This window comes from Clostridium chromiireducens (genome assembly GCF_002029255.1).
Classification (GTDB): domain Bacteria; phylum Bacillota; class Clostridia; order Clostridiales; family Clostridiaceae; genus Clostridium; species Clostridium chromiireducens.
The window spans coordinates 20,328-36,271 of record NZ_MZGT01000001.1 but is presented as its reverse complement, the minus strand read 5'-3'; the positions used below and the strand labels follow the sequence as shown (position 1 = coordinate 36,271).

General features: G+C 34.0%; 21 protein-coding genes. All 21 read right to left on the bottom strand.

Annotation, left to right across the window (positions count from 1 at the left end):
* Positions 1-34: 34 nt before the first annotated feature.
* Entirely contained in the window at positions 35-433 is a 399-nt protein-coding gene (rpsH, locus tag CLCHR_RS00205; RefSeq protein ID WP_079437645.1) for a 30S ribosomal protein S8, read from the bottom strand.
* A gap of 32 nt (positions 434-465) precedes the next feature.
* Positions 466-651: a type Z 30S ribosomal protein S14 gene (locus CLCHR_RS00200; RefSeq protein WP_015390350.1), complete on the bottom strand. Its 186-nt coding sequence runs from the start codon at positions 649-651 to the stop codon at positions 466-468.
* Between the two features lie 16 nt (positions 652-667).
* The gene (rplE, locus tag CLCHR_RS00195) at positions 668-1,207 is read right to left on the bottom strand and encodes a 50S ribosomal protein L5 (RefSeq protein ID WP_079437644.1); all 540 of its coding nucleotides are present in this window, start codon (positions 1,205-1,207) and stop codon (positions 668-670) included.
* 22 nt (positions 1,208-1,229) lie between these two features.
* Positions 1,230-1,544 carry a 50S ribosomal protein L24 gene (rplX, locus tag CLCHR_RS00190; protein ID WP_079437643.1) on the bottom strand — a complete coding sequence of 105 codons (315 nt, stop codon included), beginning with the start codon at positions 1,542-1,544 and terminating at the stop codon, positions 1,230-1,232.
* 15 nt (positions 1,545-1,559) lie between these two features.
* Positions 1,560-1,928, bottom strand: a complete 369-nt coding sequence (gene rplN, locus CLCHR_RS00185; RefSeq protein ID WP_079437642.1) for a 50S ribosomal protein L14 — start codon at positions 1,926-1,928, stop codon at positions 1,560-1,562.
* A 28-nt stretch (positions 1,929-1,956) separates the two neighbouring features.
* Complete coding sequence (gene rpsQ / locus CLCHR_RS00180) at positions 1,957-2,211, bottom strand: 30S ribosomal protein S17 (protein ID WP_079437641.1); 255 nt, start codon at positions 2,209-2,211, stop codon at positions 1,957-1,959.
* A gap of 22 nt (positions 2,212-2,233) precedes the next feature.
* Complete coding sequence (rpmC, locus tag CLCHR_RS00175) at positions 2,234-2,446, bottom strand: 50S ribosomal protein L29 (protein ID WP_009167820.1); 213 nt, start codon at positions 2,444-2,446, stop codon at positions 2,234-2,236.
* Complete coding sequence (gene rplP, locus CLCHR_RS00170) at positions 2,446-2,880, bottom strand: 50S ribosomal protein L16 (protein WP_079437640.1); 435 nt, start codon at positions 2,878-2,880, stop codon at positions 2,446-2,448. The genes rpmC and rplP overlap by 1 nt, the downstream gene beginning before the upstream one ends.
* Positions 2,881-2,897: 17 nt before the next feature.
* Positions 2,898-3,563, bottom strand: a complete 666-nt coding sequence (gene rpsC, locus CLCHR_RS00165; protein WP_079437639.1) for a 30S ribosomal protein S3 — start codon at positions 3,561-3,563, stop codon at positions 2,898-2,900.
* A gap of 23 nt (positions 3,564-3,586) precedes the next feature.
* A complete protein-coding gene (rplV, locus tag CLCHR_RS00160; RefSeq protein WP_079437638.1) occupies positions 3,587-3,922 on the bottom strand; it encodes a 50S ribosomal protein L22 in 336 nt (111 codons plus the stop codon).
* A 20-nt stretch (positions 3,923-3,942) separates the two neighbouring features.
* Complete coding sequence (gene rpsS / locus CLCHR_RS00155) at positions 3,943-4,215, bottom strand: 30S ribosomal protein S19 (protein ID WP_079437637.1); 273 nt, start codon at positions 4,213-4,215, stop codon at positions 3,943-3,945.
* A gap of 65 nt (positions 4,216-4,280) precedes the next feature.
* A complete protein-coding gene (gene rplB, locus CLCHR_RS00150) occupies positions 4,281-5,114 on the bottom strand; it encodes a 50S ribosomal protein L2 (RefSeq protein WP_079437636.1) in 834 nt (277 codons plus the stop codon).
* Between the two features lie 64 nt (positions 5,115-5,178).
* Positions 5,179-5,475, bottom strand: coding sequence for a 50S ribosomal protein L23 (rplW, locus tag CLCHR_RS00145; protein ID WP_079437635.1), 297 nt, complete (start codon positions 5,473-5,475; stop codon positions 5,179-5,181).
* Positions 5,475-6,095 (bottom strand): 50S ribosomal protein L4, encoded by a 621-nt coding sequence (gene rplD / locus CLCHR_RS00140; protein WP_079437634.1) that lies wholly within the window; start codon positions 6,093-6,095, stop codon positions 5,475-5,477. The genes rplW and rplD overlap by 1 nt, the downstream gene beginning before the upstream one ends.
* Positions 6,096-6,121: 26 nt before the next feature.
* Positions 6,122-6,751, bottom strand: coding sequence for a 50S ribosomal protein L3 (gene rplC, locus CLCHR_RS00135; protein ID WP_079437633.1), 630 nt, complete (start codon positions 6,749-6,751; stop codon positions 6,122-6,124).
* Between the two features lie 75 nt (positions 6,752-6,826).
* Positions 6,827-7,135: a 30S ribosomal protein S10 gene (gene rpsJ / locus CLCHR_RS00130; protein ID WP_008426564.1), complete on the bottom strand. Its 309-nt coding sequence runs from the start codon at positions 7,133-7,135 to the stop codon at positions 6,827-6,829.
* A 453-nt stretch (positions 7,136-7,588) separates the two neighbouring features.
* On the bottom strand, positions 7,589-8,782 hold the full coding sequence (gene tuf / locus CLCHR_RS00125; RefSeq protein ID WP_079437622.1) for an elongation factor Tu: 1,194 nt from the start codon (positions 8,780-8,782) through the stop codon (positions 7,589-7,591).
* Positions 8,783-8,971: 189 nt separating this feature from the next.
* Entirely contained in the window at positions 8,972-11,038 is a 2,067-nt protein-coding gene (fusA, locus tag CLCHR_RS00120) for an elongation factor G (protein ID WP_079437632.1), read from the bottom strand.
* Between the two features lie 84 nt (positions 11,039-11,122).
* A complete protein-coding gene (rpsG, locus tag CLCHR_RS00115) occupies positions 11,123-11,593 on the bottom strand; it encodes a 30S ribosomal protein S7 (protein WP_079437631.1) in 471 nt (156 codons plus the stop codon).
* 148 nt (positions 11,594-11,741) lie between these two features.
* The gene (gene rpsL, locus CLCHR_RS00110) at positions 11,742-12,119 is read right to left on the bottom strand and encodes a 30S ribosomal protein S12 (RefSeq protein WP_008419822.1); all 378 of its coding nucleotides are present in this window, start codon (positions 12,117-12,119) and stop codon (positions 11,742-11,744) included.
* 268 nt (positions 12,120-12,387) lie between these two features.
* The gene (rpoC, locus tag CLCHR_RS00105) at positions 12,388-15,924 is read right to left on the bottom strand and encodes a DNA-directed RNA polymerase subunit beta' (RefSeq protein ID WP_079437630.1); all 3,537 of its coding nucleotides are present in this window, start codon (positions 15,922-15,924) and stop codon (positions 12,388-12,390) included.
* Between the last annotated feature and the right edge of the window lie 20 nt (positions 15,925-15,944).

Here is a 15,944-nt window from a genome sequence, read left to right as displayed (position 1 = left end):
CTGCAATTTTATTTAGTTTAATTTATCTGAAATCTTACCAAACGTAGCAGATTACTTCTCCACCTAAACTGTTCTTTCTAGCTTCTCTATCTACCATTATTCCATTTGAAGTTGAAACAACAGCAATACCTAATCCATTAAGAACCTTTGGTACTTCATCTTTCTTACAATAAACTCTTAATCCTGGCTTAGAAATTCTCTTAATACCAGTTATAACTCTTTCTTTATTAGCTCCATATTTAAGAGATAATCTTAACATAGGAACAACTCCATCGTTATATTCATTAATTTCTTTTATATAACCCTCTTGTAATAATATATTTGCAATTTCCTTCTTTACATTTGAAGAAGGTACCTCTACCACTTCATGTCTTACAGCATTAGCATTTCTTACACGAGTTAATAAATCTGCTATAGGATCTGTCATAACCATTTAATGTGCCTCCTTTCGTTACATTGTATATACTACCAACTTGCTTTTCTACAACCTGGAATTTCGCCCTTATAAGCAAGCTCTCTAAAACAAATACGGCATACTCCATATTTCTTTAATACCGCATGTGGTCTTCCACATATTCTACATCTTGTATAAGCTTGAGTTTTAAATTTAGGAGTTTTGCTCCACTTTTCAATAATAGCCTTACGTGCCAATGTGTTTCCCTCCTTATTATTGAGCGAATGGCATTCCAAGGAATCTTAATAATTCCCTAGCTTCTTCGTCTGTGTTAGCTGAAGTAACGAAGATTATATCCATTCCTCTAACTTTATCTATCTTATCATATTCTATTTCTGGGAATATTAATTGTTCTTTTATTCCTAATGAATAATTACCTCTACCATCGAAAGCCTTGCTTGAAACTCCTCTGAAGTCTCTAACTCTTGGTAATGCAATGCTCATTAGCTTATCTGCAAATTCAAACATTTGAGCTTTTCTTAGTGTAACTTTGCATCCTAATGCCATGTTCTCTCTAATTTTGAAGTTTGCTACAGATTTCTTAGCTCTTGTTAATACAGGTTTTTGACCTGCAATTAAAGTTAAGTCATTAACTGCTGATTCAAGAACTTTTTGGTTCTCTTTAGCTTCTCCAACTCCCATGTTTATTACGATTTTTTCCAACTTCGGAACTTCCATTATGTTTTTGTATCCGAACTTCTCAATCATCGCTGGAATTACTTCTTTTTGATATTTTTCTTGAAGTCTTGTCATATTAGTTACCTCCTTTCAAATTCTAGAATGTTTCTCCACACTTCTTACATTTTCTAACTTTAGTGCCGTCAGCTAAAATCTCATTTTGGATTCTAGTTGCATTCTTACATTTGTTACAATATAACATAACTTTTGAGCTGTTGATTGCCGCTTCTTTTTCAATTATAGCGCTTTCAACTTGACCCTTATTAGCTTTTTGATGTTTCTTTACTATATTAACTCCTTGAACAAGAATCTTTCCTGTCTTTGGATATGCTTTTAACACTTCACCAGTTTTGCCTTTATCTTTACCAGATATAACAATAACTGTATCATTCTTTCTTACATGTATCTTCAAGTTGGCCACCTCCTCTTATAGAACTTCTGGTGCTAATGATAGAATTTTGGTAAATTCCTTATCTCTTAGCTCCCTAGCAACAGGTCCAAAGATACGAGTTCCTCTTGGTTGTTTATCGTCTTTAATTATAACCGCTGCGTTTTCGTCAAATTTAATGTATGAACCATCGGCTCTTCTTACGCCTCTTACTGATCTAACTACAACTGCCTTTATAACATCACCTTTTTTAACAACTCCACCTGGTGTTGCACTTTTAACGCTAGCAACTATAACATCACCGATATTACCAAACTTTCTTTTAGATCCGCCTAAGACTCTGATACACATAATTTCTTTTGCACCTGAATTATCTGCAACCTTTAATAAGGTTTGTTGTTGTATCATTAAATTACCCTCCTTTCAGTTTTAAAGCCTATTTAGCTTTTTCAACTATTTCAACAAGTCTCCATCTCTTATCTTTAGATAAAGGTCTAGTTTCCATGATTGATACTCTATCATTAATTTTAGCTTCATTATTTTCATCATGTACTTTAAACTTTGTAGTCTTATTAACTGTTTTTCCATATAACGGATGTCTAACCTTAGTTTCAACAGCTACTACAATAGTCTTTTCCATTTTATCAGAAACAACCCTACCAATTCTTTTCTTTCTTAATGATCTTTCCATTAGGGCTTACCTCCTTCCAATTTTATTGTTCCAATGCTTTTAATTCTTCTTCTCTTAAGATGGTTTTTATTTGGGCTATAGATTTCTTAACTTCTCTTATTCTCATTGGATTTTCTAATTGTCCTGTAGCTAATTGAAATCTTAAGTTAAATAATTCTGCTTTAAGATCGCCCAACTTTACTGTTAAATCTTGAGGATTGCTTGATTTCAATTCTTTTAATTCTCTAGCCTTCATTATTCTTCACCACCCATTTCCTCAAAATCTCTTTTTGAAACAAATTTTGTCTTTACAGGAAGTTTATGTGAAGCAAGTCTCATTGCTTCTCTTGCAGTTACTTCTGGTACTCCTGATAATTCAAACAGAATTCTACCCGGTTTAACTACTGCAACCCAATATTCTGGTGATCCTTTACCTGAACCCATTCTTGTTTCAGCTGGCTTTTCTGTAACTGGTTTATCCGGGAAAATCTTTATCCAAAGTTTTCCACCTCTTTTAATGTATCTATTGATAGCAATTCTGGCAGATTCAATTTGATTACTTGTAATCCAGCCACAAGTTAATGCTTGAATTCCGTAATCTCCATAAGCTAAGAAATTACCTCTTGTTGCCTTACCTTTCATTCTACCACGTTGCACCTTACGATGTTTTACCCTTTTAGGCATTAACATGATCTATTCCTCCTTTCCTATGCGTTAGCCTCTTCCTTTTCTACTTTCTTAGTTGGAAGAACTTCTCCATTATAAACCCAAACCTTAACTCCGATTTTTCCGTATGTTGTATCTGCTTCAGCAAATCCATAATCAATATCAGCTCTTAATGTTTGTAGTGGAATTGTTCCTTCATGATAATGTTCAGTTCTTGCTATTTCAGCTCCACCTAATCTACCAGAACATGCAGTTTTTACACCTTTTATTCCGTGTTTCATAGCTCTTTGCATTGTTTGTTTCATTGCTCTTCTGAATGAAATTCTTTTTTCTAATTGTGCAGCAATGTTTTCAGCCATTAATTGTGCATCAGCCTCTGCGCTTTTAACTTCAACTATATTTATTAAGATATTCTTACCTTCAACAAATTGAGTTAATTTATTCTTTAAAGCTTCGATTCCTGATCCACCTTTTCCTATAATAACACCAGGTTTTGCTGTGTGTATATTTAATTTAACTCTCTTAGCAGCTCTTTCAATTTCTATTCTAGAAATACCTGCTGAAAAAAGTTCTTTTTTAACAAATTTTCTAATTTTGTTATCTTCTATAAGATTATCAGCAAAATTTTTCTTATTAGCATACCATTTTGCGTCCCATCCTTTGATAACACCTACTCTAAGGCCATGAGGATTTACTTTTTGACCCACTTACTTTTCCCTCCTTTTATAAACTAAGCTCTTTCTTTAACAACTACTGTTATATTGCTTGTTTTCTTTAAGATTTTGAATGCTCTACCTTGAGCATGAGGTTGGAATCTCTTTAATGTTGACCCTTGACCAACGAAACATTCTGAAACATATAAGTTATCAGCGTTTAATTCCATATTATTTTCTGCATTAGCAACTGCTGATTTTAAAACTTTGTTTATTACAACTGCTGCTTCTCTTGGAGTATATTGTAAAATAGCAAAAGCTTCATTAACTTGTTTTCCTCTTATTAAATTAAGAATTACTCCTACCTTTGTTGGAGACATTCTAATATATTTTGCTATAGCTCTAGCTTCCATTTATGATCCTCCTTTCCAGGCTATCTTTTTGATGTTTTATCGTCATGACCTTTATAAGTTCTAGTTAATACAAATTCACCTAACTTATGGCCAACCATATCTTCTGATATATATACTGGTACGTGCTTTCTTCCATCATGAACTGCAATTGTGTGTCCTATGAATTGTGGAAAAATTGTTGAACTTCTTGACCAAGTCTTTACAACCTTTTTTTCTCCATTGCTATTCATTTCTTCTATCTTCTTAAAAAGTCCTTCATGAATAAAAGGTGCTTTCTTTGTTGATCTACTCACTAATATGCCTCCCTTCCTAAACACTGAGCTCTAAGCTTTGAAGAGAACTTACTATTCTCCTCAAACTATTTAGCTCTTCTATCTTTGATAATAAATTTATCTGAATATTTCTTAGTTTTTCTAGTTTTGTATCCAAGTGCTGGTTTACCCCATGGAGTAACTGGACTTGGTCTACCAACTGGAGATTTACCTTCACCACCACCGTGAGGGTGATCATTAGGGTTCATTACAGATCCTCTAACTGTTGGTCTCCATCCCATATGTCTCTTTCTACCAGCTTTACCGATATTAACTATATCGTTTGTTGCATTAGAAAGTGTTCCTATTGTAGCTCTACATTCGATTCTTACATATCTCATTTCACCTGATGGTAATCTAAGAGTTGCATAATCTCCTTCTTTAGCCATTAATTGAGCTGATCCACCTGCCGCTCTAACTAATTGACCACCTTTACCTCTTTGTAATTCTACATTATGAATAACAGTACCTACTGGTATATTCTTTAATGGAAGAGCATTTCCTGGTTTAATATCTGCATTAACTCCAGATTCTACTACATCTCCAACTTTTAAACCTGCTGGTGCAAGAATGTATCTCTTTTCTCCATCACTATATATAACTAGCGCTATATATGCTGATCTGTTTGGATCATATTCTATAGTTGCAACCTTTGCTGGAACTTCATCTTTATTTCTCTTGAAATCTATTATTCTATATTTTCTCTTAACACCGCCGCCACGATGTCTAACAGTAATTTTACCTTGAGCATTTCTACCCGCTTTACTCTTTAATGCAACAAGAAGTGACTTTTCTGGTTCTTGTGAAGTTATTTCTTCAAAAGTTGGCATAGTCATTTGTCTTCTTGATGGTGTAATAGGGTTAAACTTTTTAACTGCCATTTAAAATTCCCTCCTTCTTCAAGCTTCTCTGGTGTTTATCACCAATAATGGCTTTATTGTACTACTATTGCATTCCTTCAAAGAATTCAATTCCATTGCTTTCTTCAGTTAATGTAATGATAGCTTTCTTATAGTCTGATCTCTTACCTACATGTACGCCCACTCTCTTAGTCTTACCTAAGCCGTTAATAGTATTAACTGATTCAACTTTCACATTAAAAACTTCTTCTACTGCTCTCTTTATTTGAGATTTATTAGCATCAGCATGAACTATGAAAGTGTACCTTTTGTCGGCCATAGACGCCATACTCTTTTCAGTTATAATTGGCTTTCTTATTATATCATGGCTAGTTAATTTCATTATGCGTACACCTCCTCAATTTTTGATACAGCATCTTTAGTTATGATTAATTTCTCATATTTTAACAAATCATATACATTGATGTTGTTTGCTGGAATAACACTTATTCCTTGAATATTTCTTGCTGATTTATAAACTACTTCATTTGATTCTGCAGTTATGATTAACGCTTTATTTGCTTCTAAAGCTTTTAGCATTTCTACTACATTTTTAGTTTTTGGTGCTTCGAAATTTAATGAATCAAGAACTATCATTTGATTATCTTGAACCTTGCTAGTTAAAGCAGATTTCATAGCAACCTTTCTCATGCTTTTTGGAATTGAAACTCTATAGTCTCTTGGTTTTGGTGCGAATACAATACCACCTTTGATCCATTGTGGTGATCTGATAGAACCTTGTCTTGCTCTTCCAGTACCCTTTTGTCTCCAAGGCTTAATTCCGCCTCCTCTAACTTCAGATCTAGTTTTAGCTGATTGAGTTCCTTGTCTTTTGTTAGCTAATAATGCAACTACTACTTGATGTAACGCATTTTCATTAATTTCTGCTGCAAATACACTTTCATTTAACTCCATATCTGCAACTTTATTTCCTTCTTTATTAAATACTCCTACTGTAGGCATTTTATTTCCTCCTTTCTCTAAAGAAATTAAGCTCTAACTGTATTTTTAATTACTACTGTACCCTTGTTAGGTCCTGGGATTCCACCCTTAATTAGTATTAAATTCTTTTCAGCTATTACTTTAACAACTTCTAAATTAAGTACTGTTGTATTAACAGATCCCATATGTCCTGGCATTCTCTTGTTCTTGAATGTTCTTGACGGATCTGATGAAGCTCCCATTGAACCTGGTGCTCTATGGAACTTAGAACCGTGAGTCATAGGTCCTCTTTGTTGATTCCATCTCTTAATTGATCCTTGGAAGCCCTTTCCCTTAGATACTGCAGATACATCAACCTTTTCACCTGTTTCAAATACATCAGCTTTTATTTCATTACCAACTTCATATTGACTTATATCGTCAAATCTAAATTCTTTAAGAGTTCTTCTTAAAGTAGCTCCTGCCTTTGCAAAATGACCTTTTCTTGGCTTATTAGCTAACTTTTCTCTTATTTCATCGAAACCAACTTGTATTGCTTCATATCCATCATTTTCTAATGTTTTCTTCTGAACAACAACACATGGGCCAGCTTCTACTACAGTTACAGGAATCACCTTACCTTTTTCATCAAAAATTTGTGTCATTCCTATTTTCTTTCCAATTATAGCTTTTTTCATGTATTTACACCTCCCAAACTAATTAGCGGACTGTTAACAATCATAACTAGCCGTTTTTTTATATTATTTCCAGTATTATAGTTTGATTTCTATATCAACACCTGCTGGAAGATTTAATCTCATTAATGCATCAACTGTTTTAGGTGACGGATTAACAATATCGATTAATCTCTTATGAGTTCTTATCTCAAATTGTTCTCTTGAATCTTTGTACTTATGAACCGCTCTTAATATTGTAACAACATCTTTTTCAGTTGGTAGAGGTACTGGACCTACAACCTTAGCTCCTGTTGTTTTTGCAGTTTCTACGATTTTTTCAGCAGATTGATCTAATATTGTATGATCAAATGCTTTTAATCTAATTCTTATTTTTTGCTTTGACATTTCATTTCCCTCCTTTTTATGTACGTTTTACTTCTAACGCACAACAGCGATTGTTCTGTAAACTGTTCCAGGTGTTTCTCAACACTCCAACATTCTACTTAATCCCTGCCGTCGGATTCTAGATCCAAACTTGCTCATCAAGAATTACCCGGAAGTCCGGCAACCTCTCGAATCTTCGCTGTATGCTATGCAACTTCTTAATTATACTATTGTTGCTTTGTCATTTCAAGCTTTTTTTTTTACATTTTTTCAACTTTTTTTGTTTTGTATTTTATCTTAACTTTTCTTATATCTTTTTGATTCCATTACAATATTTTTATGTATTTTTTTATTTCTACTTTTTATCTCGATGTACTTATATTAAAAATTCATAAACATTTTATCACATCTGAAAATAAAAGCAAGGAAACTTATTCCTTGCTTTTATTAATTGAAATCTAAATCAAAGATTTCTTATTCTACTATACTAGTAACAACTCCAGAACCTACAGTTCTTCCACCTTCTCTGATAGCGAATCTTAATCCTTCATCCATTGCGATTGGAGTGATTAATTCAACATTCATGTCAATGTGGTCTCCTGGCATTACCATTTCCATTCCGTCTGGTAATTTTATTGATCCTGTAACGTCTGTTGTTCTGAAATAGAATTGTGGTCTATATCCATCAAAGAATGGTGTATGTCTTCCACCTTCTTCTTTTTTAAGTACGTATACTTGACCTACAAATTTAGTGTGAGGGTGTACTGAATTTGGTTTTGATAAAACTTGACCTCTTTCGATATCAGCTCTTTGAACACCTCTTAATAATGCTCCGATATTATCTCCAGCTTGCGCGTCGTCTAATAACTTTCTGAACATTTCGATTCCAGTTACTACAACCTTCTTCTTTTCTTCACTTAATCCTACGATTTCTACTTCGTCTCCTACGTGAAGTACTCCAGCTTCAACTCTTCCTGTTGCAACTGTTCCTCTACCAGTGATTGTAAATACATCTTCTACTGGCATTAAGAATGGCTTATCTGTAGCTCTTTCTGGTGTTGGGATATAACTATCTACTGCATCCATTAAGTCTAAGATACATTTGCTTGCTTCTTCATCTGTTGGGTTTTCTAATGCTTTTAATGCTGATCCTGTTACTACTGGAATATCATCTCCTGGGAAGTCATATTCGCTTAATAATTCTCTAACTTCCATTTCAACTAATTCTAATAATTCTGGATCATCTACCATATCAGCTTTGTTTAAGAATACTACCATGTATTCTATACCAACTCTTGATCCTAATAGTATATGTTCTCTTGTTTGTGGCATTGGACCATCTGCTGCTGATACAACTAAGATAGCTCCATCCATTTGTGCTGCTCCTGTTATCATGTTCTTAACATAGTCAGCATGCCCTGGACAATCAACGTGAGCATAGTGTCTGCTTTCTGTTTGATATTCAACGTGAGCAGTGTTGATTGTAATTCCTCTTTCTTTTTCTTCTGGTGCTTTATCGATTGATGCATAGTCAAACGCTTCTGCAAATCCTTTTTTTGATAATACAGTTGTGATTGCTGCTGTTAATGTTGTCTTACCGTGGTCTACGTGACCTATTGTTCCAATATTAACGTGTGGCTTACTTCTTTCATACTTTGCTTTTGCCATTATAATTTTCCTCCCTTGATAGACAATAATTTAATGAATCTTTTCGTAAATATTATAACTTATAGATATTTTAATATCTATATCTATTATTTAAGTTTTTTACCATTTATATAAAAATTATTCAAAATAATTATATCTTATAAACTATCACTTAAACTATAGGTATTAACCAAAGTTACATATTATCTATTACTTAGCTCTGCTGCCAGCAATTTGTTCTTGAATATTCTTTGGAACCTCTTCGTAGTGATCGAATACCATTGAGTAAACACCTCTACCTTGAGTTCTAGATCTTAATGAAGTAGCATATCCGAACATTTCTGATAATGGTACAAACGCTCTTATAACTTGAGCTCCATTAACAGCTTCCATTCCTTCCATTCTACCTCTTCTTGAATTGATATCTCCAATAACATCTCCCATATATTCTTCAGGAACTGTTACTTCAACTTTCATCATTGGCTCAAGAAGTACTGGACTTGCTTTAGCCATAGCATTTTTGAATGCCATAGATCCTGCAATCTTAAATGCCATTTCTGACGAGTCAACTTCATGGTATGAACCATGTACTAACTTAACTTTAAAGTTAATAACATTGTATCCAGCAATTATACCATTTAAAGATGCCTCTTTGATACCTGCATCGATAGCTGGGATATATTCTTTAGGAATAGCTCCACCTACAACTGCATTTTCAAATACATATTCACCTTCAGTTGGCTCCATTTCAATTACAGCATGACCGTATTGACCTTTACCACCTGATTGTTTAGCATATTTAGCTTCAGCTTTAACAGCATTTCTAATTGTTTCTTTGTATGCTACTTGAGGAGCTCCAACGTTACACTCAACCTTAAACTCTCTTGTAAGTCTATCAACAATTATTTCCAAGTGAAGTTCTCCCATACCAGCAATAATTGTCTGACCTGTTTCTGTATCAGTCCAAGTCTTAAAAGTAGGATCTTCTTCAGCTAATTTAGCTAATGCCATTCCCATTTTTTCTTGAGCAGCCTTTGTTTTTGGTTCAATAGCTACATTTATAACTGGTTCTGGGAATTCCATCGATTCAAGTATTATTGGCTTAGACTCTGAACATAAAGTATCACCTGTTGTAGTGTTCTTTAGTCCAATTACAGCACCTAATTCACCGGCTTCTAAAGCTTCAACTTCTTGTCTTGAATTTGAGTGCATCTTAACAAGTCTACCGATTCTTTCCTTCTTACCTTTTGTTGAGTTAAGAACATAAGAACCACTTTCCATTATTCCTGAATATATTCTTGCGAAAGCTAATTTACCAACGAATGGGTCAGTAGCAATCTTAAATGCTAATGCTGATAATGGTTCAGAATCTGAAGCTTCTCTTTGATCTTCTTCACCATCTAATGTTGTTCCTTTTACAGCAGGGATGTCTAATGGTGATGGTAAGTAAGCTACTACGCCGTCAATCATTTGTTGAACACCCTTGTTTTTGTATGAAGATCCACAGATACATGGATAAATTTCATTAGCTATTGTTGCTTTTCTTAACGCACTAACTAATTCATCTTCAGTGATTTCTTCACCTTCTAAATACTTTTCCATTAACTCTTCATCGGTTTCAGCAATAGCTTCTATCATTGCACTTCTGTATTCTTCGGCTTGATCAGCATATTCTGCTGGTATAGCTTCTTCTCTCATATCTTTTCCAAGATCATCATAATACATAATAGCAACATTTCTTATAAGGTCAATCATACCCTTAAAGTTTTCTTCGCCTCCAACTGGAATCTGAATCGGCACCGCATTTGCTTTTAATCTTTCTTTAACTGTACTTATACATCTAAAGAAATCTGCACCTGTTGCATCCATCTTATTTACATAAATCATTCTTGGTACTCCATACTTATCCGCCTGTCTCCAAACAGTTTCAGTTTGTGGTTCAACACCACTCTTAGCATCAAGAACTGTAACAGCTCCATCAAGTACTCTTAATGATCTTTCAACTTCAACCGTGAAGTCTACGTGACCAGGAGTATCAATGATATTAAGTTCATGGTCCTTCCAGAAACATGTAGTCGCAGCTGAAGTAATTGTTATACCTCTTTCTTGTTCTTGAACCATCCAGTCCATTGTAGCTGCACCATCATGAACTTCCCCTATTTTATGACTTACACCTGTATAGAATAATATACGCTCTGTTGTTGTTGTCTTACCTGCGTCTATGTGGGCCATTATACCGAAATTACGAAATTTCTCTAAAGGATATTTTCTAGCCATTTATTTGTCCTCCTCTCAACGAGTAAATATAATTTAATTTGACAAAACTGCCTTGGCATAAGCCAAAACAGTTTTTGATATATATTAGTATCTGTAATGAGCGAATGCTTTATTAGCTTCTGCCATTTTATGAGTATCTTCTCTCTTTTTAACAGCTGCTCCTGTATTGTTAGAAGCATCTAGTAATTCACCAGCTACTCTTTCAAGCATTAGCTTTTCGCCTCTTTTTCTTGCTGCTATTAACATCCATCTTATTCCTAAAGTCTGTCTTCTTTCTGGTCTAACTTCTATTGGAACTTGATAAGTAGCACCACCTATTCTTCTAGCTTTAACTTCTAGTAATGGCATTACATTGTTCATAGCTTCTTCAAATACTTCTAAAGGTTCTTTTCCACTTCTTTTTGCTATTAATTCAAATGCATCATAGCATATTTTTTGGGCTACACCCCTCTTACCATCTTCCATTATACTATTTATAAATTTAGTAACAACTTTTGAATTGTACACTGGATCTGGTAATACATCTCTTTTTGCAATATGTCCTTTTCTTGGCACTTTTCTTCCCTCCTTAACATTTTAAATTTAAGTTCATCGGTACTCGGCATTTTTCTAATACCGTAAAGTGCTATCTCTTACATCTATATAAACTTATGTTAAATCTATAACTTCTGTTGAAGATAAGCACTATTCTTTGTTAAAAGTCCTATTTTTTCTTAGGTCTCTTAGCACCGTACTTTGATCTTCCTTGTAATCTGTTAGCTACTCCAGCGCAGTCTAATGCACCTCTTACAATATGGTATCTAACACCAGGAAGGTCCTTAACTCTTCCACCTCTTATAAGAACAACACTATGCTCTTGTAAGTTGTGACCTACTCCACCAATATATGCAGTTACTTCAAATCCATTTGTTAATCTAACTCTGGCAATTTTTCTTAACGCTGAGTTAGGCTTCTTAGGAGTTGTTGTTTTAACTACTGTACATACCCCTCTTTTTTGAGGACACTCTTTAAGTGCTGGTGCAGTTGATTTAACTACTGCTGATTTTCTGCCTTTTCTTACTAATTGGCTAATAGTTGGCATTTTTTCACCTCCTGAAATTTATTTATCTATTTTTTAATTAAGATAAACGCTAATTTAATAGATTATATAACATACATTTATTTAATCACGTTATATAATTTCAATAATTATGTCTAAATCTTATGTAGTAAATTGATCTCTTTATCGTAAGATATCAATTTAATTCACAAATTGATTATATTGACATTTATTTGTGTGATTTTGTATTTAAAATCACACAAATTGTATTTTATCATTTTACCTTATACATGTCAATATAATTAAAAGTTTATTCTTCAGTCATTTCTCCAATAGCTTCTTCAACTAATTCCTCGTCTGTTTCTACTTTTAAGGATCTATACCTCATCATTCCAGTCCCAGCAGGAATTAATTTACCAATTATTACATTTTCCTTTAATCCAACCAGCGGATCAATCTTTCCTTTAATTGCTGCTTCTGTTAAAACTCTTGTAGTTTCTTGGAATGAAGCCGCAGATAAGAAACTATCAGTCGCTAATGCTGCTTTAGTTATACCTAATAGAGTTTGTTCTCCTTTAGCTTCTTCTCCACCAAATTCTCTAACTCTAGCATTCTCTTCATAGAAGTCAAACATATCAATCATTGTTCCTGGCAATAAATCTGTATCTCCTGATTCAAGAATCTTTATCTTTCTAGTCATTTGTCTAACAACTACTTCTAAGTGCTTATCATTAATATCAACACCTTGTAATCTATAAACTTTTTGAACTTCTGAAAGCAAGTATCTTCTTGCACCATCTATACCCTTTATGCTCATTATATCATGTGGATTTACTGAACCTTCTGTGATTTCATCTCCAGCTTCAATATAATCATTATCAGCCACTCTTAATCTTGAACCAAATGGTATATCGTAGCTACGCTCTTCTCCATCAGAACTCATTACTACAACAGTTCTCTTTTTCTTAGTTTCTTCTATTCTAACAGTACCAGTTATTTCACTTACTATCGCAAGTCCTTTTGGCTTTCTTGCCTCAAATAACTCTTCAACTCTAGGTAAACCTTGAGTTATATCCGCTCCCGCAACTCCACCTGTATGGAATGTTCTCATTGTAAGTTGTGTTCCTGGTTCCCCTATTGATTGAGCCGCTATTATTCCAACAGCCTCTCCAATATCAATCTTTTTAGCTGTTGCCATATTCATTCCATAACATCTTGCACAAACACCAACTTTACAGTTACATGTAAATACTGATCTGATTTTTACTTTTTTAATCCCTGCTGAAACTACCTTGTCAGCAACATCTGGATCCATATATTCGTTTCTTGCAACTAATACTTCACCAGTAGCAGGATTAACGATATCTTCTGCAGGATATCTACCTATTAATCTTTCTCTTAATTCCTCGATAACTTCGCTGCCTTCTTTTATTTCACTTACATAGATTCCGTTATCTATACCGCAATCCTCTTCTCTTACAATAACATCTTGCGATACATCAACAAGTCTTCTAGTTAAATATCCTGAATCGGCAGTCTTTAAAGCTGTATCCGCATTACCTTTTCTTGCTCCATGCGTTGATAAGAAGTATTCTATAACATCTAGACCTTCCTTGAAGGAAGCTCTAATAGGTAACTCAATAATCTTACCTGATGGACTCGCCATAAGTCCTCTCATACCCGCTAATTGCTTGATTTGAGATTTAGAACCTCTGGCTCCCGAATCTGCCATCATATATATTGGATTAAACTTATCAAGACTATCCATTAGTGCATTAGCTACGTCTTCAGTTGTTTGAGTCCATTTTTCTATAACTCTTTCATATCTTTCATCATCAGATATGAATCCTCTTTTATACATTTTCTCAATTTTATCAACTGTTTCATCCGCTTCTTTAAGCAGTTCATATTTTATTTCAGGAACTATAATATCCGATGAAGCAACTGTTACAGCTCCAATTGATGAGTAATGATAACCTAATGCTTTAATATTATCAAGCATTATAGATGTTTTAACCGGACCATGCTTCATATAACATTGATCAATTATCGTGCCTAATGACTTTTTAGTAGCTAAGAAATCAACTTCTAGATTGAACATTTCTTCTTCATTTTCTCTATTAATTAATCCCAAGTTTTGTGGAATTGATTCATTAAATATAATCTTTCCAACTGTTGTTTTAATTATCTTAGACTTAACTATACCATCAATTTCTCTAAACATTCTAACATTGATTTGAGCATGTATATCAATTTCTTTAACTTCATATGCCATTATAGCTTCATCTTTGCTTGAGAATGTCATTCCATCCCCTTTTGCACCATTCTTATCCATCGTTAAATAGTATGATCCAAGAATCATATCTTGTGTTGGAACACAAACTGGTTTACCATCTGACGGCTTCAAAATATTTGTTGCAGCTAACATTAAGAATCTAGCTTCTGCTTGAGCTTCTACTGATAACGGAAGATGTACAGCCATTTGGTCTCCATCAAAGTCAGCGTTATAAGCTGTACATGCTAATGGGTGAAGTTTTATTGCTCTACCTTCTACTAGTACAGGTTGGAATGCTTGAATACCAAGTCTGTGTAATGTAGGTGCACGGTTAAGTAATACCGGATGATCTGAAATTACTTCTTCTAACACATCCCATACTTGAGGTAATACTCTTTCTACCATCCTTTTAGCACTCTTTATATTATGGGCGATTCCATCTTGTACTAGCTTCTTCATTACAAACGGCTTAAATAGTTCTATAGCCATTTCTTTTGGAAGTCCACATTGATACATTTTTAATTCTGGTCCAACAACTATAACTGATCTACCAGAATAGTCAACTCTTTTTCCAAGTAAGTTTTGTCTAAATCTACCTTGCTTACCCTTTAACATATCCGAAAGAGATTTTAAAGGTCTATTACCAGGTCCAGTTACTGGCCTTCCTCTTCTACCATTATCAATAAGTGCATCTACTGCTTCTTGAAGCATTCTTTTTTCATTTCTAACTATGATATCCGGTGCACCTAGATCTAATAATTTTTTCAATCTATTATTTCTATTTATTACTCTTCTATATAAATCATTTAAGTCAGACGTTGCAAATCTACCACCATCTAATTGAACCATAGGTCTTAAATCTGGTGGTATTACTGGTATCACATTAATAACCATCCAGCCAGGGCGATTTCCCGACTTTCTAAAAGATTCAACAACTTCTAGTCTTCTTATAATTCTAACTTTCTTTTGGCCGGTACTTTGCTTAAGCTCTTCTTTAAGTTCTTTTGATCCATTTTCCAAATCAATTTCATCAAGTAATTCTTGAATAGCTTCTGCTCCCATGCCTGCCACAAAGCTTTCGTCACCATATTTATCTACTGCTTCTCTATACTCTTTCTCATTAAGAAGCTGCTTCTTTAATAAAGGTGTCTCTTTTGGATCTATTACTATATAAGACGCAAAATATAAAACTTTTTCTAAAGCTCTTGGAGACATATCTAAAATTAATCCCATTCTTGATGGAATTCCTTTGAAATACCAGATGTGAGATACTGGGGCAGCTAATTCTATATGCCCCATTCTTTCTCTTCTTACTTTAGCCTTTGTAACTTCAACTCCGCATCTGTCACAAACTATCCCTTTATATCTTACTCTTTTATATTTTCCACAATGACATTCCCAATCTTTCATTGGTCCAAAGATTCTTTCACAGAATAAACCATCTCTTTCTGGTTTTAATGTTCTGTAGTTTATTGTTTCAGGTTTTTTAACTTCTCCTCTTGACCATTGTCTTATTTGTTCTGGAGACGCTAAACCAATTTGTATTGCATCAAAATTATTTAATTCAAACAAGGGTAAATCCTCCCTTCAAA